This window comes from Lentzea sp. NBC_00516 (assembly GCF_036346835.1).
Taxonomy (GTDB): Bacteria; Actinomycetota; Actinomycetes; order Mycobacteriales; family Pseudonocardiaceae; genus Lentzea; species Lentzea sokolovensis.
Genome location: NZ_CP107840.1, coordinates 8,950,385 through 8,970,626 on the forward strand (window position 1 = coordinate 8,950,385; position 20,242 = coordinate 8,970,626).

Here is a 20,242-nt window from a genome sequence, read left to right on the forward strand (position 1 = left end):
AGTGGAGTTCACACCCGGCCTGCACCGCAAGGTGCCCGCGGAAGCCGTCAGGGGCTCGTCCGTCGGTGGGCCGGTCTCCGCTGCTCCAGGCGTTGTCGACGCTCTGGTGGAGCGGACTGCCGTAGGTGGGAAAGAGCCGGTCGACCCACCTTCGCCGTCGTACTACACCGGTCGTCCCGAGAAGGCCGACGACCACGTCGCACGCGCTGTCACCGGTGATCGCGCCGCTATCGAACGGTTGCTCGGCACCATCCGGCCGTTGGTCGTCAGGTACTGCCGTGCGCGCGTTGGGTCGTTCGCGTCGGCGGACGACGTGGCGCAGGACGTGTGCCTGGCCGTGCTGACCTCGCTGCCGTCGTACCGCGATCAGGGGCGTCCGTTCCTGGCGTTCGTCTACGGCATCGCGGCGCACAAGGTGGCGGACTCGTTCCGCAGCTTCTCGCGCAACCGCTCCGAGGCGGTGCCCGAGCTGCCGGAGTCGATGGACACGGCGGCCGGACCCGAGCAGCGGGCGATGCAGGGGGAACTCTCCGAGCAGATGGCGACGCTTCTGCGCGTGTTGCCCGAGAAGCAGCGCGAGATCGTCGTGCTGCGCGTGATGGTGGGGTTGTCAGCGGAGGAGACGGCCGAAGCGGTCGGTTCGACGCCCGGCGCCGTACGGGTGGCTCAGCACCGGGCGCTGACGCGGCTGCGCAAGGAACTCAATAGCGCCAGCGAGTGATGTTGGCGATGCCCTGCGGGCTCGCGTCCTTGTAGCGCTCCATCTCGCCGCGCCGCACGTCGGCGAGCGTGCCCGCCAGCTCCAGGTCGAACGCCTCGGTGAGCACTGTGTCCTTCTCGAACTCGTCGACAGCCTCCTTCAGCGACGTGGGCAGCCGCTGGACGTCACCGAGCAGCGCCGGATCGACGTTGAGGCCCTCCGGGAGCACGGCCTCGGTCGCGATGCCGTCCAGACCGGCCGCCACCACACCCGCGACCACCAGGTACGGGTTCGCGGTCAGGTCGAAGCACTTGATCTCGAGGTTGTCCTTGATCAGGCGCAGGGCCGTTTCGCGGTTCTCCTCGCCCCACGCCACGAACGGTGCGGCCCACGTGTTCGGCACGAGCCTGAGGTAGCTCGCGAGAGAGGGACAGCCGACCGCGCACAACGCGCGGAGGTGGGTCAGGACGCCCGCGCTGAACCGCCTGGCCTCGTCCTGGAAGCCGTCGAAGAGGTTCGTGCCGTCGCGCCAGAGGCTCAGGTGCAGGTGGCCGCCGTTGCCGACGCCGCCGTTGACGACCTTGTGGGAGAACGACGGACGCAGGCCGTGCCGGATCGTGACGGCGCGGATGGTCTCCTTGACGAGCACGGCGGTGTCGGCGGCCGCCACCAGGCCTTCCGGTGCCGTGGAGACCTCGAACTGGCCGGCGGCGTACTCGGGATGGAACTGGAGGACCTCGACGTCCTGCTGGTCCAGGGCGTTGAGCAGGTCGACGCAGTAGGCGGACAGCTCGACCTGACGGGCGTGGCCGTACGCGGATCCGCTGGTCGCGGGCACCCAGTCGTCGGTGCCGGACTTGCCGACGCACCACTCGATCTCGAAGCCCGCCTGGGCGGTGAGGCCTTTGTCCGCGAGGTTCTTCTGCGCTTTCCGGGCTTGCAGGCGCTGGTCCATCGGGTAGGGGACGCCGCTCTGGAAGTGGCGGTCGGCAGGTGCCCAGGCCCAGCCCGGCTGACCCGCGAGCACCGTGAGGCGGTCGAGGTCGGGGTGCAGCCGCAGGTCGCCGACCGGGCCGCCGGCGAACCGGCCCTGGATGATCCAGTCGTCGAACAGGAACACGTCGAACACCGGTGACGCGCCCACCCCGTGCGCCGCCGCGTGGGCCAGCCTGCGCAGGGGGACGGACTTGGTGCGGGTGATGCCGCTGTTGTCGACCCACGTGAGCGCCACGACGCTCACGTTCCGCGCGTTGAGCCCGTCGAAGAGTTCCGTCGCCCGGTCGAACCGCTGGTCCCGTTCCGCAGAGTCCACGATCCTAAGATTATGGGCATCTTGCCGTTCGTCGCCGAACTCGGGCTGATAGATCACCACTGCCACGGTGTGCTGAGGGTCGACAGCACGCGCCCGGACTTCGAGTCGCTGTTGCTGGAGGCCGATGCGGTCTCTGCGCTGGGCGGGTCGTTCTTCGACTCGGCGATCGGGTTCGCGGTGCGGAGGTGGTGCGCCCCGTTGCTGGACCTGCCCCGGCACGCGCCGGCCGAGGAGTACCTCGAACGGCGGAACTCGCTGCACATCGCCGAGGTGTCGCGGACGTTCCTGATGGCGTCCGGGATCCACACGTTCCTGGTGGACGGCGGGTTCCAGCCGGAGCGGTTGTTGTCGGCGGAGGAGCTGGCCGGGCTGGGCGGGGGTGTCGCGCACGAGATCGTGCGGCTGGAGGTGCTGGCGGAGACCTTGCGGCCGTCGGTGTCCGCCGCGGAGTTCCTGGTGGCCGTCCGGTCGCGGCTCGCGTCGTCTTCAGCGGTGGGGGCGAAGTCCGTTGCGGCGTACCGGACGGGGCTGGGTCTTTCGGGCGTGCGGCCTGCCGACGCGGACGTGGAGCGGGCGGTGTCGGCGTGGTCGGCGGGGCGGTTGGAGGACCCTGTGGTGATCACGTGGCTGGCGTGGGAGGCGTTGGACGCCGGGCTGCCGTTGCAGTTCCACGTCGGCTACGGGGATTCGGACATCGATCTGCACCGCTGCGATCCGTCGTTGCTGACGCCGTTCCTGCGCGCGACCGCGGGGCTGGGTGTGCCGGTGTTGCTGCTGCACAACTACCCGTTCCACCGTCAGGCCGGGTATCTCGCGCAGGTGTTCCCGCACGTGTTCTGCGACCTCGGGCTGGCGACGCACGGGTTGGGGCATCAGGCGTCGCGCGTGTTCGCGGAGGCGTTGGAGATCGTGCCGTACGGGAAGTTCCTGTTCTCGTCCGACGCGTTCGCTCTGCCCGAGTTGTACTACCTCGGTGCGTTGCTGTTCCGGCGTGCGTTGTCGGACTTTCTGGCCGATGGACTGCGGCGCGATGCCTTCGCCGAGGAGGACGCGCACCGGATCGCACGGCTCATCGCGTCGGAGAACGCGGCGCGCGTGTACAAACTGTAGGATTTGCCTCGAACTGACGTTCGAGAGGGGTGTTCATGGGTCGCAGTGCGAACCTGCCACGCGGCCTGGTCGACCGGTTCCGTGCGCGTGACGGCGTCTGGCCTGACGACACGGGCTGCCGGATGCTGCACGTCGACATGGACGCCTTCTACGCGTCGGTGGAAATCCGCGAACGTCCTGAGCTCGAGTCCGTGCCCGTCGTGGTCGGGGGTGTCGGCGGGCGTGGTGTCGTGTGTTCCGCCAACTACCTCGCGCGTGAGTACGGCGTGCGTTCCGCGATGCCCACCGCGCATGCTCGCCGGTTGGCGCCTCACGCCGTGTACCTGCCGCCGCAGTTCGATCTCTACCAGGAGGTCTCGCGCGGGGTCATGGCGATCTTCCGCGACATCACGCCGCTGGTGGAGCCCCTGTCGTTGGACGAGGCGTTCCTCGACGTCGGCGGGGCGCTTCGCCGGCTCGGCCTGACACCCGGTGGCGTGGGGGAGTTGATCAGGTCCCGCGTGTTCGCGGCTCACGGCGTGAGTTGTTCCGTCGGTGTCGCCTCGACGAAGTTCCTCGCGAAGCTCGCCTCTGGCATGTGCAAGCCCGACGGCATGATGGTCGTGCCCCACTCCGCGTCTTTGGACTTTCTGCACCCGCTGCCGGTCTCCGCGTTGTGGGGCGTCGGCGCGAAAACCGCCGCGCGCCTGGAGGAACTGGGCCTGGGGACCGTCGCCGACGTCGCCGCGATGCCTCTCACGCGCCTGCGCCGCAAGATCGGTGTGGCGTTGGCGGAGCATCTGTACGCGTTGGCCGCCGGGGTCGACGAACGCGCGGTGGTGCCGGAGTCGCGGGAGAAGTCGATCGGCGCCGAGGAGACCTTCGAGGTCGACGTCGCGGACCGCACGCTGCTGCGCCGCGAACTGCTGCGGCTCTCCGAGCGTTCGACGGGTTCGTTGCGCGCCAAGGGGCTGCTCGGCCGCACCGTGTCGATCAAAGTCCGCTTCTCGGACTTCACGACGATCACCCGCTCGCGCACGCTGCCGGTGGCGACCGACGTGACGCAGGAGGTCTACCGGATCGCCGTCGAGCTGCTGGACACCCAGACCCCACCCGGCGCGGTTCGTCTGATCGGCGTCCGAATAGAGGGTCTTGACAACGCCGATTCCGCCCAGCAGCTGATCTTCGATGCCCCGGAACATGGCTGGCGCGAAGCCGAGCAAGCCGCTGACCAGGCCCGTTCCCGCTTCGGCTCACTGGCCGTGCGGCCTGCGTCGCTGCTGCGCGAGAGTCCGAAAAGGACAGCGGAGTTCGAACCGAAGCCCGAGTGATCGCGACTTGTCCACAACCTCGAAGTTGTCCACAGGTTGCGCTCGCCCCCGGTTCCCCGGCTCTTCCCAGCCGCACCATTGACCCATGCGCCACCCCATCGACCTGGAAGCCCTGGGCACCCTCTTCGTCCACCGAGTAGCCCCGGTCGCAGCCCTGATCCACATAGGACTGTCCTCGTCCCTGATCGACCAACGCTCCCGCCCAGGCGGTCCCTGGCAACGCCTGTTCCCGACCATCTTCCTGCTGTCCAGGGCAGGCCCGTCACGCGAACAACTGGTGCAGGCGGCTCTCCTCTACTCGGGCGAGGGCGCGATGCTCACCGCGTTCGACGCCCTCTACCTGCACGGCATGAGATCCGTCCTACCGGCGGCGGACGCGATCCACGTCCTGGCCCCACGCCACTCCAGAGCCTGGGGCCACGCCACCCTGCACCTGGAACGAACGGACCGCCTCCCCAAACCGGCCCTGCGCAGGGGCTTCCACGTCGCGCCCCTGGAACGCGCCGCCGTGGACGCGATCCGCCGCACCCGCTCGATCCCGGACACCAGGGCCATCCTCGACGAGGTGTCGCACTACGTCGGCGTCCAAGCCCTGCGTGCCGAGTTGGCCCTGGCCCCGCGCAAGGGCACCACCCTGGCCCGCAAACTGCTGGGCGACTCCCCGGCCCGCCAACTGGAACTGGCCGTGATGGACCGCCGCCCGCTCGCGGTCCCGCAGGCCCGAACCCCACTACCGATCGGCTGACACGCACGCCCACAAAGCATTCGGGCTCGTCCAAGCCGCGCCGACGCTGCCCGACCGGATCCGGCCTGGCTCGAGAACCCAACCACTCCAACCGAAAGGAGCGGGCCATCTCTACCGAACCGGAGCCTTGACGCCCTTGCCCTTGGCCGCCGCCTTGACCGCGATTCCCCGCAAGCTCAGGAACTTCAACCGGGGCTCCGAGAAGTAGTCCCACGGCCCAGCGTCCGCCAACGCTCCCAAAGCCCGGAACTGTCCCACGGCTTCCTCGAACCGTTGCAGCTCAAGCAAAGCGTAGATCGCATATCCGCGGTCATCCCGAAGCGCATAAGTGTCGGCACCCTCGTCCGCGAGCCGTGCCAGCAGCGCGTCCAGGGAACCCACGACCGCAGGCGACTTCCACATGTCCGGCGAGGTGCTCTCCGCCTCGTAAGCGGCGTGCAGCGGAAGCGACAGGAACTTGGGCGACTTGGCTGCCGCCTCAAGGGCGAACGCCAGGGCTTCCTCGTCGGATCCGTGCCACTTGCGGCACCAGTACTGCAGAGCCTGCGAGTGTCCGTTGTGGTGCAAGGGATCGCGCGACATGAGTTCCGTCCAGATCGCGCGGAACTCGTCGTGGTCCACCTGCAGGCCGCGGGCGAGCGTCAGCATCGTGTTCCACGGCGTCGGGTCGTCCGGCAGCACGGTGGCGGCGATGCCGGCGGCCTCGCGCGCCTCGAACAGGACTCGGTGGAAGCCCTCGAACTGTTCGCGGGTGGTCTGGGAGGAGGTGGCGCTGCCGCGGATGTCCCAGGCCAGGGCGACCAGCGACATCGCGTGCACCACGATCCAGTGCGGGTCGCCAGGGCGGGCGGTCTGCCAGGCGTTCATCCAGGCGTCGTCCTTGGCGGCGAGATCGGCCAAGGCCCACACCACGCGCTGACGGCGGTCCCAGTCGCCGTGGGTGGCGGTGACCAGGTCGGCGGCGTTCTCCCAGTTGCCGGCGCGGACGTCGTCCTTCACGGCGGCGAGGGCCAGGTCCTCGATCGGCGACGTGGCCGTCACCTCGGCGTCGGGGACGAGGCCGTAGCGCTCGGGGTGTGTCTTGGGCAGGACGTGAGCCGCGACTACGTCGGATGGGAGTTCGTCGATCTCCACGCCCAGCCGCTTCGCCTCGCGCATGAGGCGGATGACGGTGATGAGTTCCTTGGGCTTGAAGAGAAGTGAGAGCACCACGGGTTCTTCTCCTGAACGTTCAGTGCGCGGGGCGGTAGTCGGGGGCCACACCGGCTACGGCCAGCGCGGCGCGCAGGCCCTCGGTGCTGCCGTGGTCGGCGACCGCGGCGTCCAGGTGTTCGGCCATGTCGAATTCGTGGGAGGAGGTGACGAACGTGGTCCGTCCCAGCCAGTCGAGCTCCCAGCGGGCGAGGCCCGCGTCGGAGAAGGCCAGTGCCACCAACGCGGACAGCTCGGGCAGCACTTCGCCGCGGGCCATCTCGCGGCGGGCTCGGGCACCGGCGCCCGAGTTGCCCGGCAGGTGAGTGCCGAGGTCGGCGAGGTGGCCGGCGTCCAGCGCGTCGAGCACGGTGGTCAGTGACGGGCGCTGGTTCATCTTGACCGCGGACGTTTCCAGCAGCCGCTGGGTGCCGCGCACGACGCGGGCTCTGGCGCCGATGTGGCCGAGCGTGGCCCAGTCGACGCGTTCCTTCTCGGCGGCGTCGGACACCAGGGTGCTGAGCACTGCGGCGTCGAGCAACGGCATCGGGTCGGCGAGCAGTTCCAGTGCCGGGCGGTCGCCCCAGCCCGACTCGGGCTCGAGGCCGAGTGCCTCGATCGCGGTGATGCGGTCCCGCAGTGGCGGGTGCGAGTCGTACGGGCCGCGGTCCGGGTCGTGCGGGTGCTGGCGGATCTCCTCCAGCTCCTCGTGGAGTTCGGGGGAGGTGCGCAGGCGGGCGAAGCCGTCGAAGAACGTCGTGGGCAGGTAGCCGAGCTCCCACGCGACGGTCAGGTGACGGTTGGTGAAGAGGTTCCACGCGGCGTCGATCACCGGCAGTTCGCGCAGTGCGGACGCGGCGGCGGACGAACCCGCGAGGGTGGCGGCGAGGCGGTCGGCGGCGAACTCCTGACGGCGGCTGATCGCCTGGGAGACACGGAGGTACAGCTTGGCGTAGCCGCGGAACAGCTTGGCGATCATGCGCTGGAACCACTGCTCGGCGTTCATGTGGGAACCGGCGCGCAGCATGGCGTCACGGCCCGAGACGACGACGCCGGCGAGGCGCGTGTCCTTGTTGGCGTAGTGCCCGAGTTCGTGGGCGAGCACGGCGATGAGTTGCTTCTCGGTCAAGGAGGTGAGCAGCGGAGCACCGATGAACATCCTGCGCTTGAGCACGCGCAGACCCAGGAAACGGGTGTCCTCGGCGACACCGGCGTTCACTGCGGCGAGGATCCGGATCTCGTCCGGCGGGCGGGTGCCCGCGTCGGCGGCCAGGCGCCGGACGAGGTCCCAGAGCGCGGGCTGCTCCTCGGGCGTGACGAGGATGCCGGGCACCTCATCGCGCTCGCGGCGCTCCAGTGAGATCAGGCCCTTGGCCAGCGCGTACACCGCTGGCACGACGAACAGCGCCAGCTTCAAGCCGACGAACGGCCGCTCGATCAGGGCGTAGGTCTCCAGCGCGAGCAGGCCGCCGATCAACCCGAAGGCGAGGACGTAGAAACCGACGAGCAGTGCGACCGAAATGGCAGCACGCAACGAAACACGCATGAGTAGAGCGACCTTCCCCCAAAGCCCCCGGCGCCGCCCCCAGATGACGACAGCACGAAGTGTGCACGAAAGCACGGTCACGACTCAATCCCGAAATGACGGTCGGCCCGAAACGACAGGAGGTGTGTCAACCAGCCGATCGGCCAGTCCGCGTACCTCTGCGGGATGACATCCGCCTGTGCAGCTCCGGCCTTCAGATGGAGGTGGGGTAACGCTCGGTGTCCCTACGGTCACTGACGCAACACCTCATCTAGCGCTGGAGGTAGACCAGTGAGAGCAGGACAGCGAGGTGCCCGTCGGGGGATCACCGCGCTCGCGTTGTCGGCAGGCCTCGTCACCACCGGAACGATCACGGGGACGACGGCCGTCGCGCACGCGGGCGAGCAGTCATCGGGGCAGGGGGATCGGAGCGTCACGCTGATCACCGGTGACCGGGTGGAGCTGGCGGGAGACCGCGTCGTGCGGGTCGTGCCGGGTCCCGGCCGGGGCAGGCTTCCGGTGCGCACCTTCACGCGGGACGGACATCAGCACGTGGTGCCCGCGGACGCGATCGCGTTGGTGGACAGCGGAAAGCTCGACCCGAGGTTGTTCGACGTGACGTCGTTGGCCGAGTTCGGCTACGACGACTCGCGGCGCACCACCGTTCCTGTGATCGTGCGGCCGGCGGCGGGCGCACGATCGGGCGTCACGGCGTTGGCGGCCAAGGGATCGGTCAACGGACTGGTGACCGGCACGGTCGAGAAGTCGGGCAGCGCCTGGGAGTCGCTGCGCGGTGGCGCGGTCGAGAAGGTGTGGCTGGACGGCGTCCGCAAGGTGTCGCTCGACCGCAGCACCAAGCAGATCGGCGCGCCGGCGGCCTGGCAGGCGGGTGTCACCGGCAAGGGCGTGAAGGTCGCGGTGCTCGACACGGGCGTCGACGAGAAGCACCCGGATCTGCAGGGCAGGCAGATCGCCGAGAAGAACTTCACCGACTCGCCGGACAACACCGACGAGGTCGGGCACGGCACGCACGTCGCGTCGACCATCGCCAGCAAGGGCGACCAGTACCGCGGTGTCGCGCCGGACGCGGAGATCCTCGACGGCAAGGTCTGCCAGCCAGGCGGCTGCAGCGAGTCGGCGATCCTCGGCGGCATGCAGTGGGCGGCCGAGCAGGGCGCGAGCGTCATCAACATGAGCCTGGGAGGAGGTGACACCCCGGAGATCGACCCGATCGAGGAGGCCGTCAACCGGATCTCCCAGGAGACCGGCGCGCTGTTCGTCATCGCGGCGGGCAACTCCGGGAGCCCGGAGACGATCGGCTCGCCCGGTAGCGCCGAGTCCGCGCTGACCGTCGGGGCGGTGGACCGCAACGACGGCATCGCGCCGTTCTCCAGCCGTGGCCCGGCTGCGGACGGTGCGGTGAAGCCGGACGTCACCGCGCCCGGCGTCGACATCGTGGCGGCCGAGGCCGGTACGCAGGGCCACGTCTCGATGTCCGGCACCTCGATGGCGACGCCGCACGTCGCGGGTGTCGTCGCGCTGCTCAAGCAGCAGCATCCGGACTGGACCGGTGCACGGCTCAAGGCGACCATCATGGCGTCGGCCAAGGCCAACCCGTCGCTGACGGCGTTCGACCAGGGCACCGGTCGCGTGGACGTGCCGAAGATGCTGGCACAGCAGGTGATCGCCGAACCGGCGAACATCAACTTCGGGGTGCAGCAGTGGCCGCACGACGACGACCAGAAGGTCGTCCGCGAGGTCACCTACCGCAACCCCGGCAAGGAGCCCGTCACGCTCGACCTGAGCGTGGACGTCAAGGGACCGGACGGCAAGCCCTCGCCCGCCGGTCTGTTCACCGTGTCTCCTGCGAAGATCACGATCCCCGCCGGCGGCGAGGCCAAGGCCGTGATCACCGCTGACACCAAGGCGAACGCGCCGGACGGTGCCTACAGCGGCGCGATCGTCGCGTCGAACGGCCTGCGCACGCTCGTCAGCGTCAACCGCGAGGTCGAGAGTTATGACACCGCGGTCTCGGTGCTCGGCAGCGACGGCAACCCGGCCGAGTCCCACAGCACGGTCTTCGTCAACACCAAGACCGGCAAGGCCTATCCGGGACTGGCCAAGAACGTCCGCCTGCCCAAGGGCGAGTACCTCGTGGACAGCGGCATCATCACCCCGGACTTCAAGGTCGCGTTCCAGGTGCAGCCGAAGTTCCAGGTGACCGGCAAGGGGTCGATCACGATCGACGCGCGCAACGCCAAGCCGGTCGCACTCAAGACCCCTGACGCCGCGGCCAAGGGCATGATCGGCACCATCGGCTACTCCACCAAGGTCGCGGGCAGGACCTTCGGCCACGGCTGGGCGTTCTTCGACGGACTGGCGGGACAGGTGTCCACCGCCCAGATCGGACCGGCCGCACCGGGCTTCACCACGACGATCGCCGAGCAGCTCGAGGGCACACCACGCGACGAGAAGACCCCGGTCAGCTATCGCCTGATGTACACCGAGAACGGCATGCCGACCGGCTACGAGCGCACCGCCAAGGCGAACGAGCTGGCCGAGATGACGACGAGTTTCCGCTACGCCGGTGAGGGCCGTCAGCACGGCATCGCCGTCATGCCGAACCCGGTCGACGGCAGCGGCGGCTTCGGCTGGTTCACGCGGGTGCCGGAAGGCGGCCGCGCGATCGACTACGTCTCGACCGTGACCGGCACGTGGAGCTGGATCTACGACCGGGTCGGCCCGGACAACAACAACGAGTACTCGACCGAGACGCCCAACCGTTCCTTCAAGGGCGGCAAGAAGTACTCGCAGACGTTCGGCGCCGCGATCTTCGGCCCGTCCGTCCCGTCGGCGCCCGGCTTCGGCCTCGCGAGGTTCGAAGACCAGATCGCCGTCAGGGTGCCGCTCTTCACCGACAGCAACGGCGGTGCGGGCAGGTTCACCGGCGGAACGGCGAAGACCTCGTTGTTCCACAACGGAACCAAGCTCGGCGAGCAGGACCGTCCTGCCGCGATCTTCGACGTCCCGGCGGCAGAAGGCACCTACCGGGCCGAGATGGAACACAGCCGCGACGCGGAGCTGTCGAACAAGGTGAGCGGCGCCTGGACCTTCAAGGCCAAGCACACCAGCGAGATCACGCACCTCCCGCTCACGGTGGTCCGCTTCCTGCCGAAGCTCGACGACAAGGACACCGCGCACGGTCGTGTGCTGCTCGTCCCGCTGAAGGTCGAGCAGGCGCAGAACACGCCGAAGGTCAAGCGCGTCACCGTCGAGGTGTCCTTCGACGACGGCGCGACCTGGAAGCAGGTGCAGGTCGCCGGCGACAAGGCGATCGTGCACCACCCGAAGAACGCCAAGTTCGCCTCGCTGCGCGCCAAGACCACGGACGCGGCGGGCAACACCGGCGAGGTGACGATCATCCACGCCTACAAGATCGCAAGCTGATCGACCGGAACTGGCCGACCGACTCAGGCCAGAACTGACCGACCAGAACTGACCGACCAGAACTGACCGACCAGAACTGACCGACCAGAACTGACCGACCAGAACTGACCGACCAGAACTGACCGACCAGAACTGACCGACCAGGACTGACCTGCCTCGAACTGTCGGTCCAGAACTGTCAGACCCGCTGACTAGCATCGGATTCGGGGGATCCACCCTCCGGCCTCACAGGGCCCGGGATCCCCCGAATCCGAGCTTACTCAGCGGGTCTGACACTTTTCACGGCCGTTTTCGGAGCCGTTTCAGCGCCGCCCTCATGGCCGCCGGTACTGCGCGGGCGAGCCGATGGTCGCCGGGTCCTCGTAACTCCCGGCCTTCCCCCGATCGACGTGGAACGTGGTCAGCGTCGACACCGGCGACGACGCGTCCCGCCGATCCCCGATCACCTTCATGTGCGTGGTGAACCGCTGCGGCGTCACCTCGTACACGTCGTAGCCGTACCTGTTGCCCTCGAAGTACTTCAGGTGCGGGTTCGCCGCCCCCATCACCGGCCCGTTCACCGCGTTCCACTCCGGCGAGTAGGCGCCGGACGTGACGGAGTGCGCGGTGAACTCCGTCCCGATCACCGGCGACGAGAGGTCGTCGAAGTCCGGCCGGATGTCGTCCACGAACGCCGAGTGCCAGTCGCCGGTCAGCACGACGAGGTCCTTCAGGCCCTCCGCGGCGACGTGGCCGAGCACCTCGCGGCGTTCGGCCAGGAACCCGTCCCACTGGTCGGTGAAGTAGTAGCCGCCGCCGGTGCGGGCCAGTTGCGACAGCATGATCGAGTTGATCCACACCTGCCACGCTTCCCTGGCCGAAGAAATGCCGTCCAGCAGCCACTTCTTCTGCTCGGCGCCCAGGATCGTGCCGTCGGCGAGGTTCTGCGCGGACCTGTACTGCCGCAGGTCCAGCACCGTCAGATCGACCAGGGACCCCCACTGGCGGCGGCGGTGGATCCGCGGTTCGAGAGCGCTCCCAGCGCGGATCGGCAGGTGCTCGTACCAGGCCTGGTAGGCGGCGGCACGGCGCTTCACGAACGGCGCGGAGCCGTCGGTTCCGCTGTAGTCGTTGGCGACCTCGTGGTCGTCCCAGGTCAAGAAGAAAGGATGGGCGGCGTGGGCGTCGCGCAGCGACGGATCGCCCTTGTACAAGGCGTGGCGGCGCCGGTAGTCCGCAAGGGACAGCACGGCGGGGCCCTCGTGATCACGCACGTGCGTGCCGCCGACCTGGCCGTGTTCGTAGATGTAGTCGCCCAGGTGCACGACGAAATCGAGGTTCTCGGCCGCGATTCCGCGATGTGCCGCGTAGAAGCCGTCGTGGAACGCCTGGCAGTTCGCCGTCGCGAACCGGACGCGGGACACCGGCCCGACCGGGGCCGTGCGGGTGCGTCCGACGCGAGAACGCTTGCCCAAAGCCGAGAACTGGTAGTAGTAGGTGCGGCCTGGACGGAGACCGTGCACGGGCACGTGCACGCTGTGCCCCAACAGGTTCGACGCCGCAACGGTCCCGCACGCGACGCGCGAACGCATCGTGCGATCCAGCGCGACCGACCACTCGACCTCGACGATCTCGGGCAACGGCTGCTCGTGCGCCAGTGGTTCGGGAGCGAGTCGCGTCCACAGGATCACGCTGTCCGGCAACGGGTCCCCGGATCCGACGCCCAGGCAGAACGGCGCCGCGTCCCACGACGCGCCCAGGTCGAGCGCGGCGGCGTGAGCCTGCGCGGGGGACAGGCCGGCCGACAACGGCCACACGGTGCCGAGAGCACCGGCGGCGGCCGCGGCGCGCAGGAGATCACGTCGGTTCAGCATCAGCGGGCCTCCACCGTGAACGAGATGTTGTCCGCGTAGCCGTCGTTCGACGTACCACCACCGGATCGGGTCATCTGCAGCGTCACGACCGCCGTCCTGCTCCCCGGCGGCACCGTGCCTCGAACCGAACGCTCGACCAGGCCCGTGCGGCTGGAGCGTTCCTCCGCCGTCACCGGTCCGAGCACCACGAGACCGCGCGGTGTGCCGCCGGAATCGAGGAACTCGACCGACAGCCGGGCGCCGTCCTGCTGCGCGGCGTAGCCGCCGAGCCAGCAGGACACGGCGAACTGAGACGGCTTTCGCGGCAATGTCACGCTCTGTCGCAGCGTGCTCAGTGGCGTGTCGCCGCCGCCGAAGAACGACGAGCCGCGCCGCGCCGGACCGGGATCACCGGGCCCCGGATACCCCTGGCCCGTGTCGTACCGCAGCACGACGGGGGCGCCCGCGACGACGAGCCAGCCGGTCAGGCCCTGCTCGGCGGCGCCGTTGACGATGAGTTCGGTCATGGCTCTGATCCGAGCAAGCGGGGCTGTCCCGGATGGATCCCGCGGCCGAACGAGGTGTGAACGGAAGGCCACAACGGGCTGGAAAGAGCCTCACGAAGGCCTCACCACTGCCCCAGGAGGATGATGGTGACAGAACAGACCGTATGAGAAGGCCGACTGGGTAGTCGCCGAGGCGCGCGGATCGTATCCTGGAAGGTGACGTCCCCAGGGTGGGTCGTCCGCCGGGTTCGGCGGAAACCGAAAACACCCGGCGCCCGCGACCGCTGTGCCGGAGGAGGAACGATGCCACTCTCCGAGCACGAGCAGCGACTGCTCGACCAGATCGAGCGCGCGCTCTACGCCGAGGACCCGAAGTTCGCATCTACCGTACGGGGCGCCAAGTTGCGGCGGCCGTCCAAGCGACGCCGTGTGCAGGGCATCGTGTTGTTCGTGGTCGGCGTGGCCGCGCTCATCACCGGCGTGATGCTCCCGCAGCTCGCGATCGCCAGCATCCCCGTGGTGAGCGTCTTCGGCTTCCTGCTCATGTTCTTCGGTGTGCTCATCACCCTGACGACACTGCGTCGCGGTGACCAGGTCGCCGAAGGAGCGCAGGAGGACGGCAAGCCCGCGCGCAGCCGCAGCTCGTTCTCCGAACGGATGGAAGAGCGCTTCCGCCGCCGCTTCGACGAAGAGCAGTAACCGACCAAGCCTCAAAGCGATGGGCCCGCCCCCCGAACAGGGAGCGGGCCCATCGTCATGTCACGGACCTACACCCCGACCGGCTCCCGGTCGGGCGTCTCGGCCGTCGGCGCGGGCGTCGGCTTGAGCACCGACTTCGGGAACAGCTTCGCGCGCAACGACAGTGGCGAGTTCTGTCGCAACGACTGTCGCACCGCGGCCAGCGCACCGGGCAACGCCGGGTCGGCGGTCGGGTTCGGGCTGTACCAGGAACGCTCGATCGCCCCGATCACCAGCCGCAGCCCGTTCTTGCCCGCGTCGTCCAGGTTGTGCTCGCGCGCCAACCGGCGGGCGGCGAGCCTGATCGTCTCGGCGGCCGGCACCGGCGCGCCGCGGTCGATCGACTCCGCCATGAGCTCGCTCCACGCCGCCGTGGCCGCGCCCTGACCGAGCGCCGTCACCGCGTGCAGGCGGTTGCGCCGTCGCACGGCACGCACCAGCAACGGCGTGAACACGATCCCGGCGATCACGAGCACCGCCGCGAGCCACCACGACAGCAACGCCGCCGCGAGCCCCACACCGATCAGCCACAACCCGGCCGCGGCCGGTATCAGCAGCTTGCGCGCCCACGACACGCCCATCAGGCCCGCGCTGATCACGCCGAGCAGAGCCAGCACCAGGAAGATCGACAGCAACGCCGCCAGCACCAGCACCACGCCGAGCGCCCACAGGTGCCAAGGCTGCGGTCCTTCGGAACCCGCCTGCGGCAGTCCCTGGTCGCCGTCGGTGCCGTCGGGCGAGGTGGAGGCCTGGGCCGAGCCGGTCGCGGACGGCGCCACCGACGTCGCCGTCGTCTCGGCGGTCGGCTGCTCCTCCTGGCCAGGCGCGGTCTCGCGCAGGTACGGCGGCACGATGCCGCGGCCGTCGGAGACCGGGGTCGGGTCGAAGGTCATCCAGCCGTAGTTCGGGAAGAAGATCTCGACCCACGCGTGCGCGTCGTCGGTGCTGATCACGCGGTACGCGTTGTCCGCGGCCGGCACACCGGCGGTGAAACCGATCGCCACGCGCGACGGCAGACCCACCACCCGGGCCATCACGGCCATCGCCGAGGCGAACTGCTCGCAGTAGCCGACCTTGCTCCGCAGCACGAAGTCGCTCAGCGCGTCCGTCGTGACGTCGCCCTTGGTCTCGAGTTGGTACTTGAAATCGGTGGTGGGGCTGTTGAAGAACGCCGTCAGCGCGGCCGCCTTGTCGAAGTCGTTGGTGGCGCCCTCGACGACCTTCTTCGCGAGGTCCACGACCTCCTGCTCGACCCCGTCGAACTTGTAGTACTCACGATCGACGGCGTTCGCCTGGGTCGGTGCCAGCCGCAGCGACTGCTTCGTCGGCGTCGACATCACCGTGTCGATCTCGTACGACTCCGGTTCGCGCTCCCGCTGGGTGTAGATCACGCCCTTCTTCGCGTCGAACTGGTAGTCGTCGTCCGGGGTGTCGATGCGGCGGACGGCGCCGTAGGTCGGCAGCCAGAAGCTCCGCCAGTCGCGCGGCTCGATGTTGATCCGGGTGGTCTTGCCCTCGCCGCGATCGCCCGGCTGCGGCGGAAGCTCACCGCGCGCGGGCTGGCCGCCAGGAGGGCTGCCGCGCTCCCAGCCCTTGTTCGGCACGTACTGGGCCAGCGTCGACGCCCGCATGTACATCGGGTCGGTCATGCCCCGCACGTAGAACACCTCGGCCGTCCGGCCGCGGTTGAGCATGCCGCGCAGCGACGTCATCTCGCTCAGCCCGATGCCGCCCTTGCCGCCGCCACCGGCACCGCCGCCGGGCAGCCTGCCGACCGTGCCGACGAGCGTGAAGCCCGCGCCGACGATCAGCGCGATCACCATCGCGATCGCCGCCACCGACGTCGCGGACCCGCCCGACCCGCTCGCCGACCCGGAACCGAGCCGGCCGCGCCACGCCTCGTGCCGGTGCTGGCCGTCGACCGCGAGCAGCATCGCGAACGCCGCCGCGCCCAGGATGAACGTCCAGAACGGCAGCATCTCGTCGGCCAGCGACGCGGGCACCGCGAACACGCACAGCAGCACCAGCCCGGACGCCGCCGGAGCCGCCGCGGCCACGGCCAGCGTGTCGACCAGCACCGCGACCAGGCCGATCGCCAGCACCACGAGCGCCTGGATCGCCGGCGACGCGTGCACCGGCGGCACCCCGGTCTGCACCTGTGCCACGGAGTCCGCGAGCACGTCCCCGATCTCGCCCAGCGCATCGGGGCCGGGGATGAACAGGAAGATGCCCGACCGCGTGTGCAACGCCGTGAGCAGGCACAACAGCACGAACACTTGGGCGACGGCGACCAGCGGCGGAGTCAGCCGGGTCGCGCGCAGGAACGCGCCGGTCACGGTGATAGCCACGATCACCACGCCGATCCGCGCCAGCCACAGGTCGCCCTCGATCACGCCGGAGAGCGCGGTGGACGCGCAGAGCACCGCCAGCGCGGCGATCCACGGCGTCGCCGAGGTGAACCACTCGGGTTCGGTCCCTCTCGTCGCCGGAGCGGAACGGGTCCCCATCTCAGCCCACCTCCGAGCGCACCGACGGACCCCGGTTACCGGCCGAGGCGCACAACTCCTGCCACACCTGCTGCATCGACGCGGACGGCTTCGCGATCGCCACGCCCCAGCCCGCGCCGTTGAGCAGCCGCCGGGCGTCCTCGGGGTCCGGGGCGGCGGCGTCCGTGCCACCCGCCCACGCGTTCACGTCCAGCAGCACGGCCATGCTGCGCATACCGCGCGGCCGGTACCGGATCAGTTCCTCCGCCGACGCCGGCGAGAGCGCGCCGAGCACCGCGATGACCTCCTGGCCCGCGCCGGGGTCCATTCCGCCGGTGAGTTCACGGCGGTGCGAGCCCTGCAACGCCGCGAGCGAGTCCAGCACCACGTGGTCGCTGTGCCCGCCCTCGGCCGAGCCACCCGCGAGCACCCGCCCGTCCTCGGAGACCAGGCGCACCTGATGGCCGAAGTGGTGCAGGTGCAGGCAGATCGACGCCGCGAACGAGATGGCCCACTCCAGTGACGCCGTGGGCCCGCTACCGCGGTGCGCGTGCACCCGGTGGTCGAGCAGCACGGTCGTGCCGCCGCGCCACGGACGTTCCTCGACGCGCACCATCAGCTCGTCGCGCCGGGCCGTCGACCGCCAGTGGACCTTCCTCAGGTCGTCGCCCTGCCGGTACTGCCGCACGATCGCGTCGTCCTCGCCCTGACCGGCCCGCAGCCGCACCGAGCCGTCGTCGCCCGCGCCCATGCCGGAACCACCGGGCAGACCCGACAGCCGGACCACGCGCGGCACCACGACCAGCCGCGACCGGCCCGCGAGCTCGCGGTCGAACTCGGCCAGGCCGAACGGGTCGGTGATCCGCGCCATCAGCGGGCCGACCTGCTGGACACCGCGCATCACCGGCTTGAGCGGGTAGCGCAACGTCGTCGGCGTGTTGCGGGGCAACCGCTCCACCAGGAACCGCGGCCGCGCGCCCAGGGCGTACGGCACCGTGTCCTCCAGCATCAGCCCGCCCGTGGGCAGCCGGCCGGTGCTGCGCAGGTCGAGCTTCACCTCGGACGCCGCACCCACCGGCACCCGGCTCGGGGCGAGGAACCGGGCGGCGTGCAACCCCACCCGAGCCCTCGTCGCGAGCCACGCGGCCAGCAGGGGCAGCGCGATCACGAACGCGGCGACCCGCAACAGGTCGCGTTCGTTCAGCACCGCGGCGCACACTCCGGCGGCGAACCCCGCGGCCAGCAAGCATCTTCCGCGTGTGGTCAGACCGGAGAGTGCGGTGCGCATCGTTAGCGTGGCGTCCCTGCGTTGTTGTTGTTCATGCTGCGGACGAACGCCGCGCTCGGGTCGAGTGCCGCCGTCGGCACCGGCACACGCTGCAACAGCGCCCTGATCAGCTCGGCGGGGGACCGGCGAGCGGCCTGCGCCTCCGCCGTGAGCACCAGCCGGTGGGCCAGCACCGGGATCGCGATCGCGTGCATGTCGTCGGGCACCACGAAGTCACGGCCGGCCAGCGCGGCTTGCGCGCGTGCGGCGCGGACGAAGTGCAACGTGGATCGCGGCGAGGCACCGAGCCGCAGCTCCGGCAGGCGCCGCGTCGCCGAGACCAGCTCGACGGCGTACCTGCGGACCTCGGGGGACAGGTGCACCCGGCGCACGGCCTCGACCAGCCGCAGGATCTGCGCGGCGTCCGAGACCGGCCGCAGGTCGTCGAGCGGGTTGTGACCCGCGTGCTCGTCGACCATCGCCAGCTCGGCCTGCGGGTCCGGGTACCCGATCGACACGCGCGCGGTGAACCTGTCGCGCTGTGCCTCCGGAAGGGCGTAGGTGCCCTCCATCTCGATCGGGTTCTGCGTCGCGATCACCATGAACGGCGCGCCCAGCGGGTACGTGTTCCCGTCGACCGTGACCTGGTGCTCCTCCATGCACTCCAGCAGAGCGGACTGCGTCTTGGGGGAGGCGCGGTTGATCTCGTCGCCGACGACGATGTTCGCGAAGATCGGTCCAGGCCGGAACTCGAAGTCGTTCTCCTGCCGGTTGTAGATGGAGGAGCCGGTGATGTCGCTCGGCAACAGGTCGGGCGTGAACTGCACTCGGCTCACGGTGCAGTCGATGGAGCGGGCAAGCGCTTTCGCCAGCGAGGTCTTGCCGACACCCGGCACGTCCTCGACCAGCAGGTGCCCCTCGGCGAGCAGCGTCACGAGCGCAAGGCGGACCACGTCTGGTTTACCGACGAGCACCCGCTCGACGTTCGCGGCGATCCGCTGAACGGCGCCGTGCAACTCTCCCAGAATCTGATCGACCGGCGCATGACTGTTCGCGCTTGGGCTTCCCGGCGTCACTAAACCTCCAGCAGCCGTGTCCGGAACACGGACGTGTGAGCGTTTCACGCAGTGTGTCAAACCACGGCTAAGTGCCCTACACCTGCGGGCTACATCGGGTTCGCTCCACCAGCATCCACCTTCCCCCACCAACTCGCCGCAACTCTTGGTTTTGACGGAAATTTCTAGGCCGTTCGAGTGCTAATTCCGGGCTGAACCCTCACCCGCGAAGGTGGTGACTGACCAGCTCCCCCACCGTCCCCCCACGCTCCCCCACGGCGTCTACCTGGGAAAATGTGTCACGACATGCTGTGTGGACACCTGTTTCAACGTTGACTGTGGTGAAAAGTGGGGTACTGTGGCGGCCGGTGGGGCAGACGGGGGCTCCGCTGCCGGTCCGTCGCCCGGTGAGGGAGGTGGCTGCCGATGTTCCTCGGCACTCACTACCCGCGCCTGGACGACAAGGGTCGGCTGACACTGCCTGCGAAGTTCCGGGACGAACTGGCGGGAGGTCTCATGGTCACCAAGGGCCAGGACCACTGCCTGTACGTGTTTCCCCGGGCTGAGTTCGAGCAGATGGCGAAGAAAGTCGCCGAGGCGCCGTTCACCAACGACGCCGTACGCGCCTATCAGCGGTATCTGTTCGCAGGGACGGACGAGCAGCGTCCGGACGGTCAGGGCCGCGTCTTGATCGCACCGGAACTGCGCCGGTATGCCGGGCTGACCAAGGAGTGCGTGGTCGTCGGCGCGTTCACCAGGATGGAGATCTGGGACGCGGCGGCCTGGCAGACCTATCTCGACGAGCACGAGGACGGCTACGCCACCGCTCGCGAGGAGGTCATTCCGGGCGTCTTCTGATGGCGGTCAGCCGAGCAACAGGCCGGATGTTCCACACGCGATTCGGGTGCCGTGAGGCCTCGGTCCGCTCGAGAATCGGCCCTGGCGCACCTTCCCCGGCGCCAGGTTCGACGGGCGGGCGGGGACCTGACGTCACCCGAAACGCGCATAAGGGGAGTAG

The 20,242-nt window shown here is 69.5% G+C and carries 15 protein-coding genes; 7 read left to right on the forward strand and 8 right to left on the reverse strand.

Translation table 11 applies throughout. The features are described from left to right. Position 1 precedes the first annotated feature (1 nt). Positions 2-721: a sigma-70 family RNA polymerase sigma factor gene (locus tag OG205_RS41595; RefSeq protein WP_442916662.1), complete on the forward strand. Its 720-nt coding sequence runs from the start codon at positions 2-4 to the stop codon at positions 719-721. On the opposite strand, the gene OG205_RS41600 is transcribed toward OG205_RS41595, so the two are convergent. Beyond that, the gene (locus tag OG205_RS41600; protein ID WP_330273270.1) at positions 702-2,012 is read right to left on the reverse strand and encodes a glutamine synthetase family protein; all 1,311 of its coding nucleotides are present in this window, start codon (positions 2,010-2,012) and stop codon (positions 702-704) included. The two genes, OG205_RS41595 and OG205_RS41600, sit on opposite strands and share 20 nt — an antisense overlap. Positions 2,013-2,021: 9 nt before the next feature. Between OG205_RS41600 and OG205_RS41605 the strand changes: the two genes are divergently transcribed. The 3 genes from OG205_RS41605 (at position 2,022) to OG205_RS41615 (ending at position 5,177) form a co-directional block, all read left to right on the forward strand. Then, on the forward strand, positions 2,022-3,122 hold the full coding sequence (locus tag OG205_RS41605) for an amidohydrolase family protein (RefSeq protein WP_442916861.1): 1,101 nt from the start codon (positions 2,022-2,024) through the stop codon (positions 3,120-3,122). Between the two features lie 35 nt (positions 3,123-3,157). Further along, the gene (locus OG205_RS41610; protein ID WP_330273272.1) at positions 3,158-4,432 is read left to right on the forward strand and encodes a DNA polymerase IV; all 1,275 of its coding nucleotides are present in this window, start codon (positions 3,158-3,160) and stop codon (positions 4,430-4,432) included. An 85-nt stretch (positions 4,433-4,517) separates the two neighbouring features. After that, positions 4,518-5,177: a hypothetical protein gene (locus OG205_RS41615; protein ID WP_330273273.1), complete on the forward strand. Its 660-nt coding sequence runs from the start codon at positions 4,518-4,520 to the stop codon at positions 5,175-5,177. Positions 5,178-5,288: 111 nt separating this feature from the next. Here OG205_RS41615 and OG205_RS41620 read toward each other — a convergent pair whose 3' ends face one another. Further along, positions 5,289-6,389 (reverse strand): DUF4034 domain-containing protein, encoded by a 1,101-nt coding sequence (locus OG205_RS41620; RefSeq protein ID WP_330273274.1) that lies wholly within the window; start codon positions 6,387-6,389, stop codon positions 5,289-5,291. Between the two features lie 19 nt (positions 6,390-6,408). After that, positions 6,409-7,914 carry a M48 family metallopeptidase gene (locus tag OG205_RS41625; protein WP_330273275.1) on the reverse strand — a complete coding sequence of 502 codons (1,506 nt, stop codon included), beginning with the start codon at positions 7,912-7,914 and terminating at the stop codon, positions 6,409-6,411. Between the two features lie 270 nt (positions 7,915-8,184). On the opposite strand from OG205_RS41625, the gene OG205_RS41630 reads away from it, so the two are divergent. Beyond that, entirely contained in the window at positions 8,185-11,340 is a 3,156-nt protein-coding gene (locus OG205_RS41630; RefSeq protein WP_330273276.1) for a S8 family serine peptidase, read from the forward strand. A 314-nt stretch (positions 11,341-11,654) separates the two neighbouring features. Here OG205_RS41630 and OG205_RS41635 read toward each other — a convergent pair whose 3' ends face one another. Together OG205_RS41635 and OG205_RS41640 are read right to left on the reverse strand one after the other, a co-directional pair. Continuing rightward, a complete protein-coding gene (locus tag OG205_RS41635) occupies positions 11,655-13,193 on the reverse strand; it encodes an alkaline phosphatase D family protein (protein WP_330273277.1) in 1,539 nt (512 codons plus the stop codon). Further along, a complete protein-coding gene (locus OG205_RS41640; protein WP_330273278.1) occupies positions 13,193-13,699 on the reverse strand; it encodes a hypothetical protein in 507 nt (168 codons plus the stop codon). Before OG205_RS41640 ends, OG205_RS41635 begins: the two co-directional genes overlap by 1 nt. A 282-nt stretch (positions 13,700-13,981) precedes the next feature. Between OG205_RS41640 and OG205_RS41645 the strand changes: the two genes are divergently transcribed. Further along, positions 13,982-14,377, forward strand: coding sequence for a DUF3040 domain-containing protein (locus tag OG205_RS41645; protein WP_093597478.1), 396 nt, complete (start codon positions 13,982-13,984; stop codon positions 14,375-14,377). Between the two features lie 68 nt (positions 14,378-14,445). Here OG205_RS41645 and OG205_RS41650 read toward each other — a convergent pair whose 3' ends face one another. Genes OG205_RS41650 through OG205_RS41660 form a run of 3 tightly spaced genes read right to left on the reverse strand, consistent with a single transcriptional unit; the run spans position 14,446 to position 19,245 of the window. After that, positions 14,446-16,923 (reverse strand): transglutaminaseTgpA domain-containing protein, encoded by a 2,478-nt coding sequence (locus OG205_RS41650; RefSeq protein WP_330273279.1) that lies wholly within the window; start codon positions 16,921-16,923, stop codon positions 14,446-14,448. 1 nt (position 16,924) lies between these two features. Continuing rightward, on the reverse strand, positions 16,925-18,190 hold the full coding sequence (locus OG205_RS41655; protein ID WP_330273280.1) for a DUF58 domain-containing protein: 1,266 nt from the start codon (positions 18,188-18,190) through the stop codon (positions 16,925-16,927). 2 nt (positions 18,191-18,192) lie between these two features. Further along, entirely contained in the window at positions 18,193-19,245 is a 1,053-nt protein-coding gene (locus OG205_RS41660; protein ID WP_442916663.1) for an AAA family ATPase, read from the reverse strand. Between the two features lie 405 nt (positions 19,246-19,650). Between OG205_RS41660 and mraZ the strand changes: the two genes are divergently transcribed. Further along, positions 19,651-20,082 carry a division/cell wall cluster transcriptional repressor MraZ gene (gene mraZ, locus OG205_RS41665; protein ID WP_030479478.1) on the forward strand — a complete coding sequence of 144 codons (432 nt, stop codon included), beginning with the start codon at positions 19,651-19,653 and terminating at the stop codon, positions 20,080-20,082. The last annotated feature ends 160 nt before the right edge of the window (positions 20,083-20,242 follow it).

Coding starts and splice junctions, on each gene's coding strand:
- OG205_RS41650 (WP_330273279.1), bottom strand. CDS start 16,923: ATGGGGACCCGTTCCGCTCCGGCGACGAGAGGGACCGAACCCGAGTGG.
- OG205_RS41655 (WP_330273280.1), bottom strand. CDS start 18,190: ATGCGCACCGCACTCTCCGGTCTGACCACACGCGGAAGATGCTTGCTG.
- mraZ (WP_030479478.1), top strand. CDS start 19,651: ATGTTCCTCGGCACTCACTACCCGCGCCTGGACGACAAGGGTCGGCTG.
- OG205_RS41610 (WP_330273272.1), top strand. CDS start 3,158: ATGGGTCGCAGTGCGAACCTGCCACGCGGCCTGGTCGACCGGTTCCGT.
- OG205_RS41615 (WP_330273273.1), top strand. CDS start 4,518: ATGCGCCACCCCATCGACCTGGAAGCCCTGGGCACCCTCTTCGTCCAC.
- OG205_RS41645 (WP_093597478.1), top strand. CDS start 13,982: ATGCCACTCTCCGAGCACGAGCAGCGACTGCTCGACCAGATCGAGCGC.
- OG205_RS41640 (WP_330273278.1), bottom strand. CDS start 13,699: ATGACCGAACTCATCGTCAACGGCGCCGCCGAGCAGGGCCTGACCGGC.
- OG205_RS41635 (WP_330273277.1), bottom strand. CDS start 13,193: ATGCTGAACCGACGTGATCTCCTGCGCGCCGCGGCCGCCGCCGGTGCT.
- OG205_RS41625 (WP_330273275.1), bottom strand. CDS start 7,914: ATGCGTGTTTCGTTGCGTGCTGCCATTTCGGTCGCACTGCTCGTCGGT.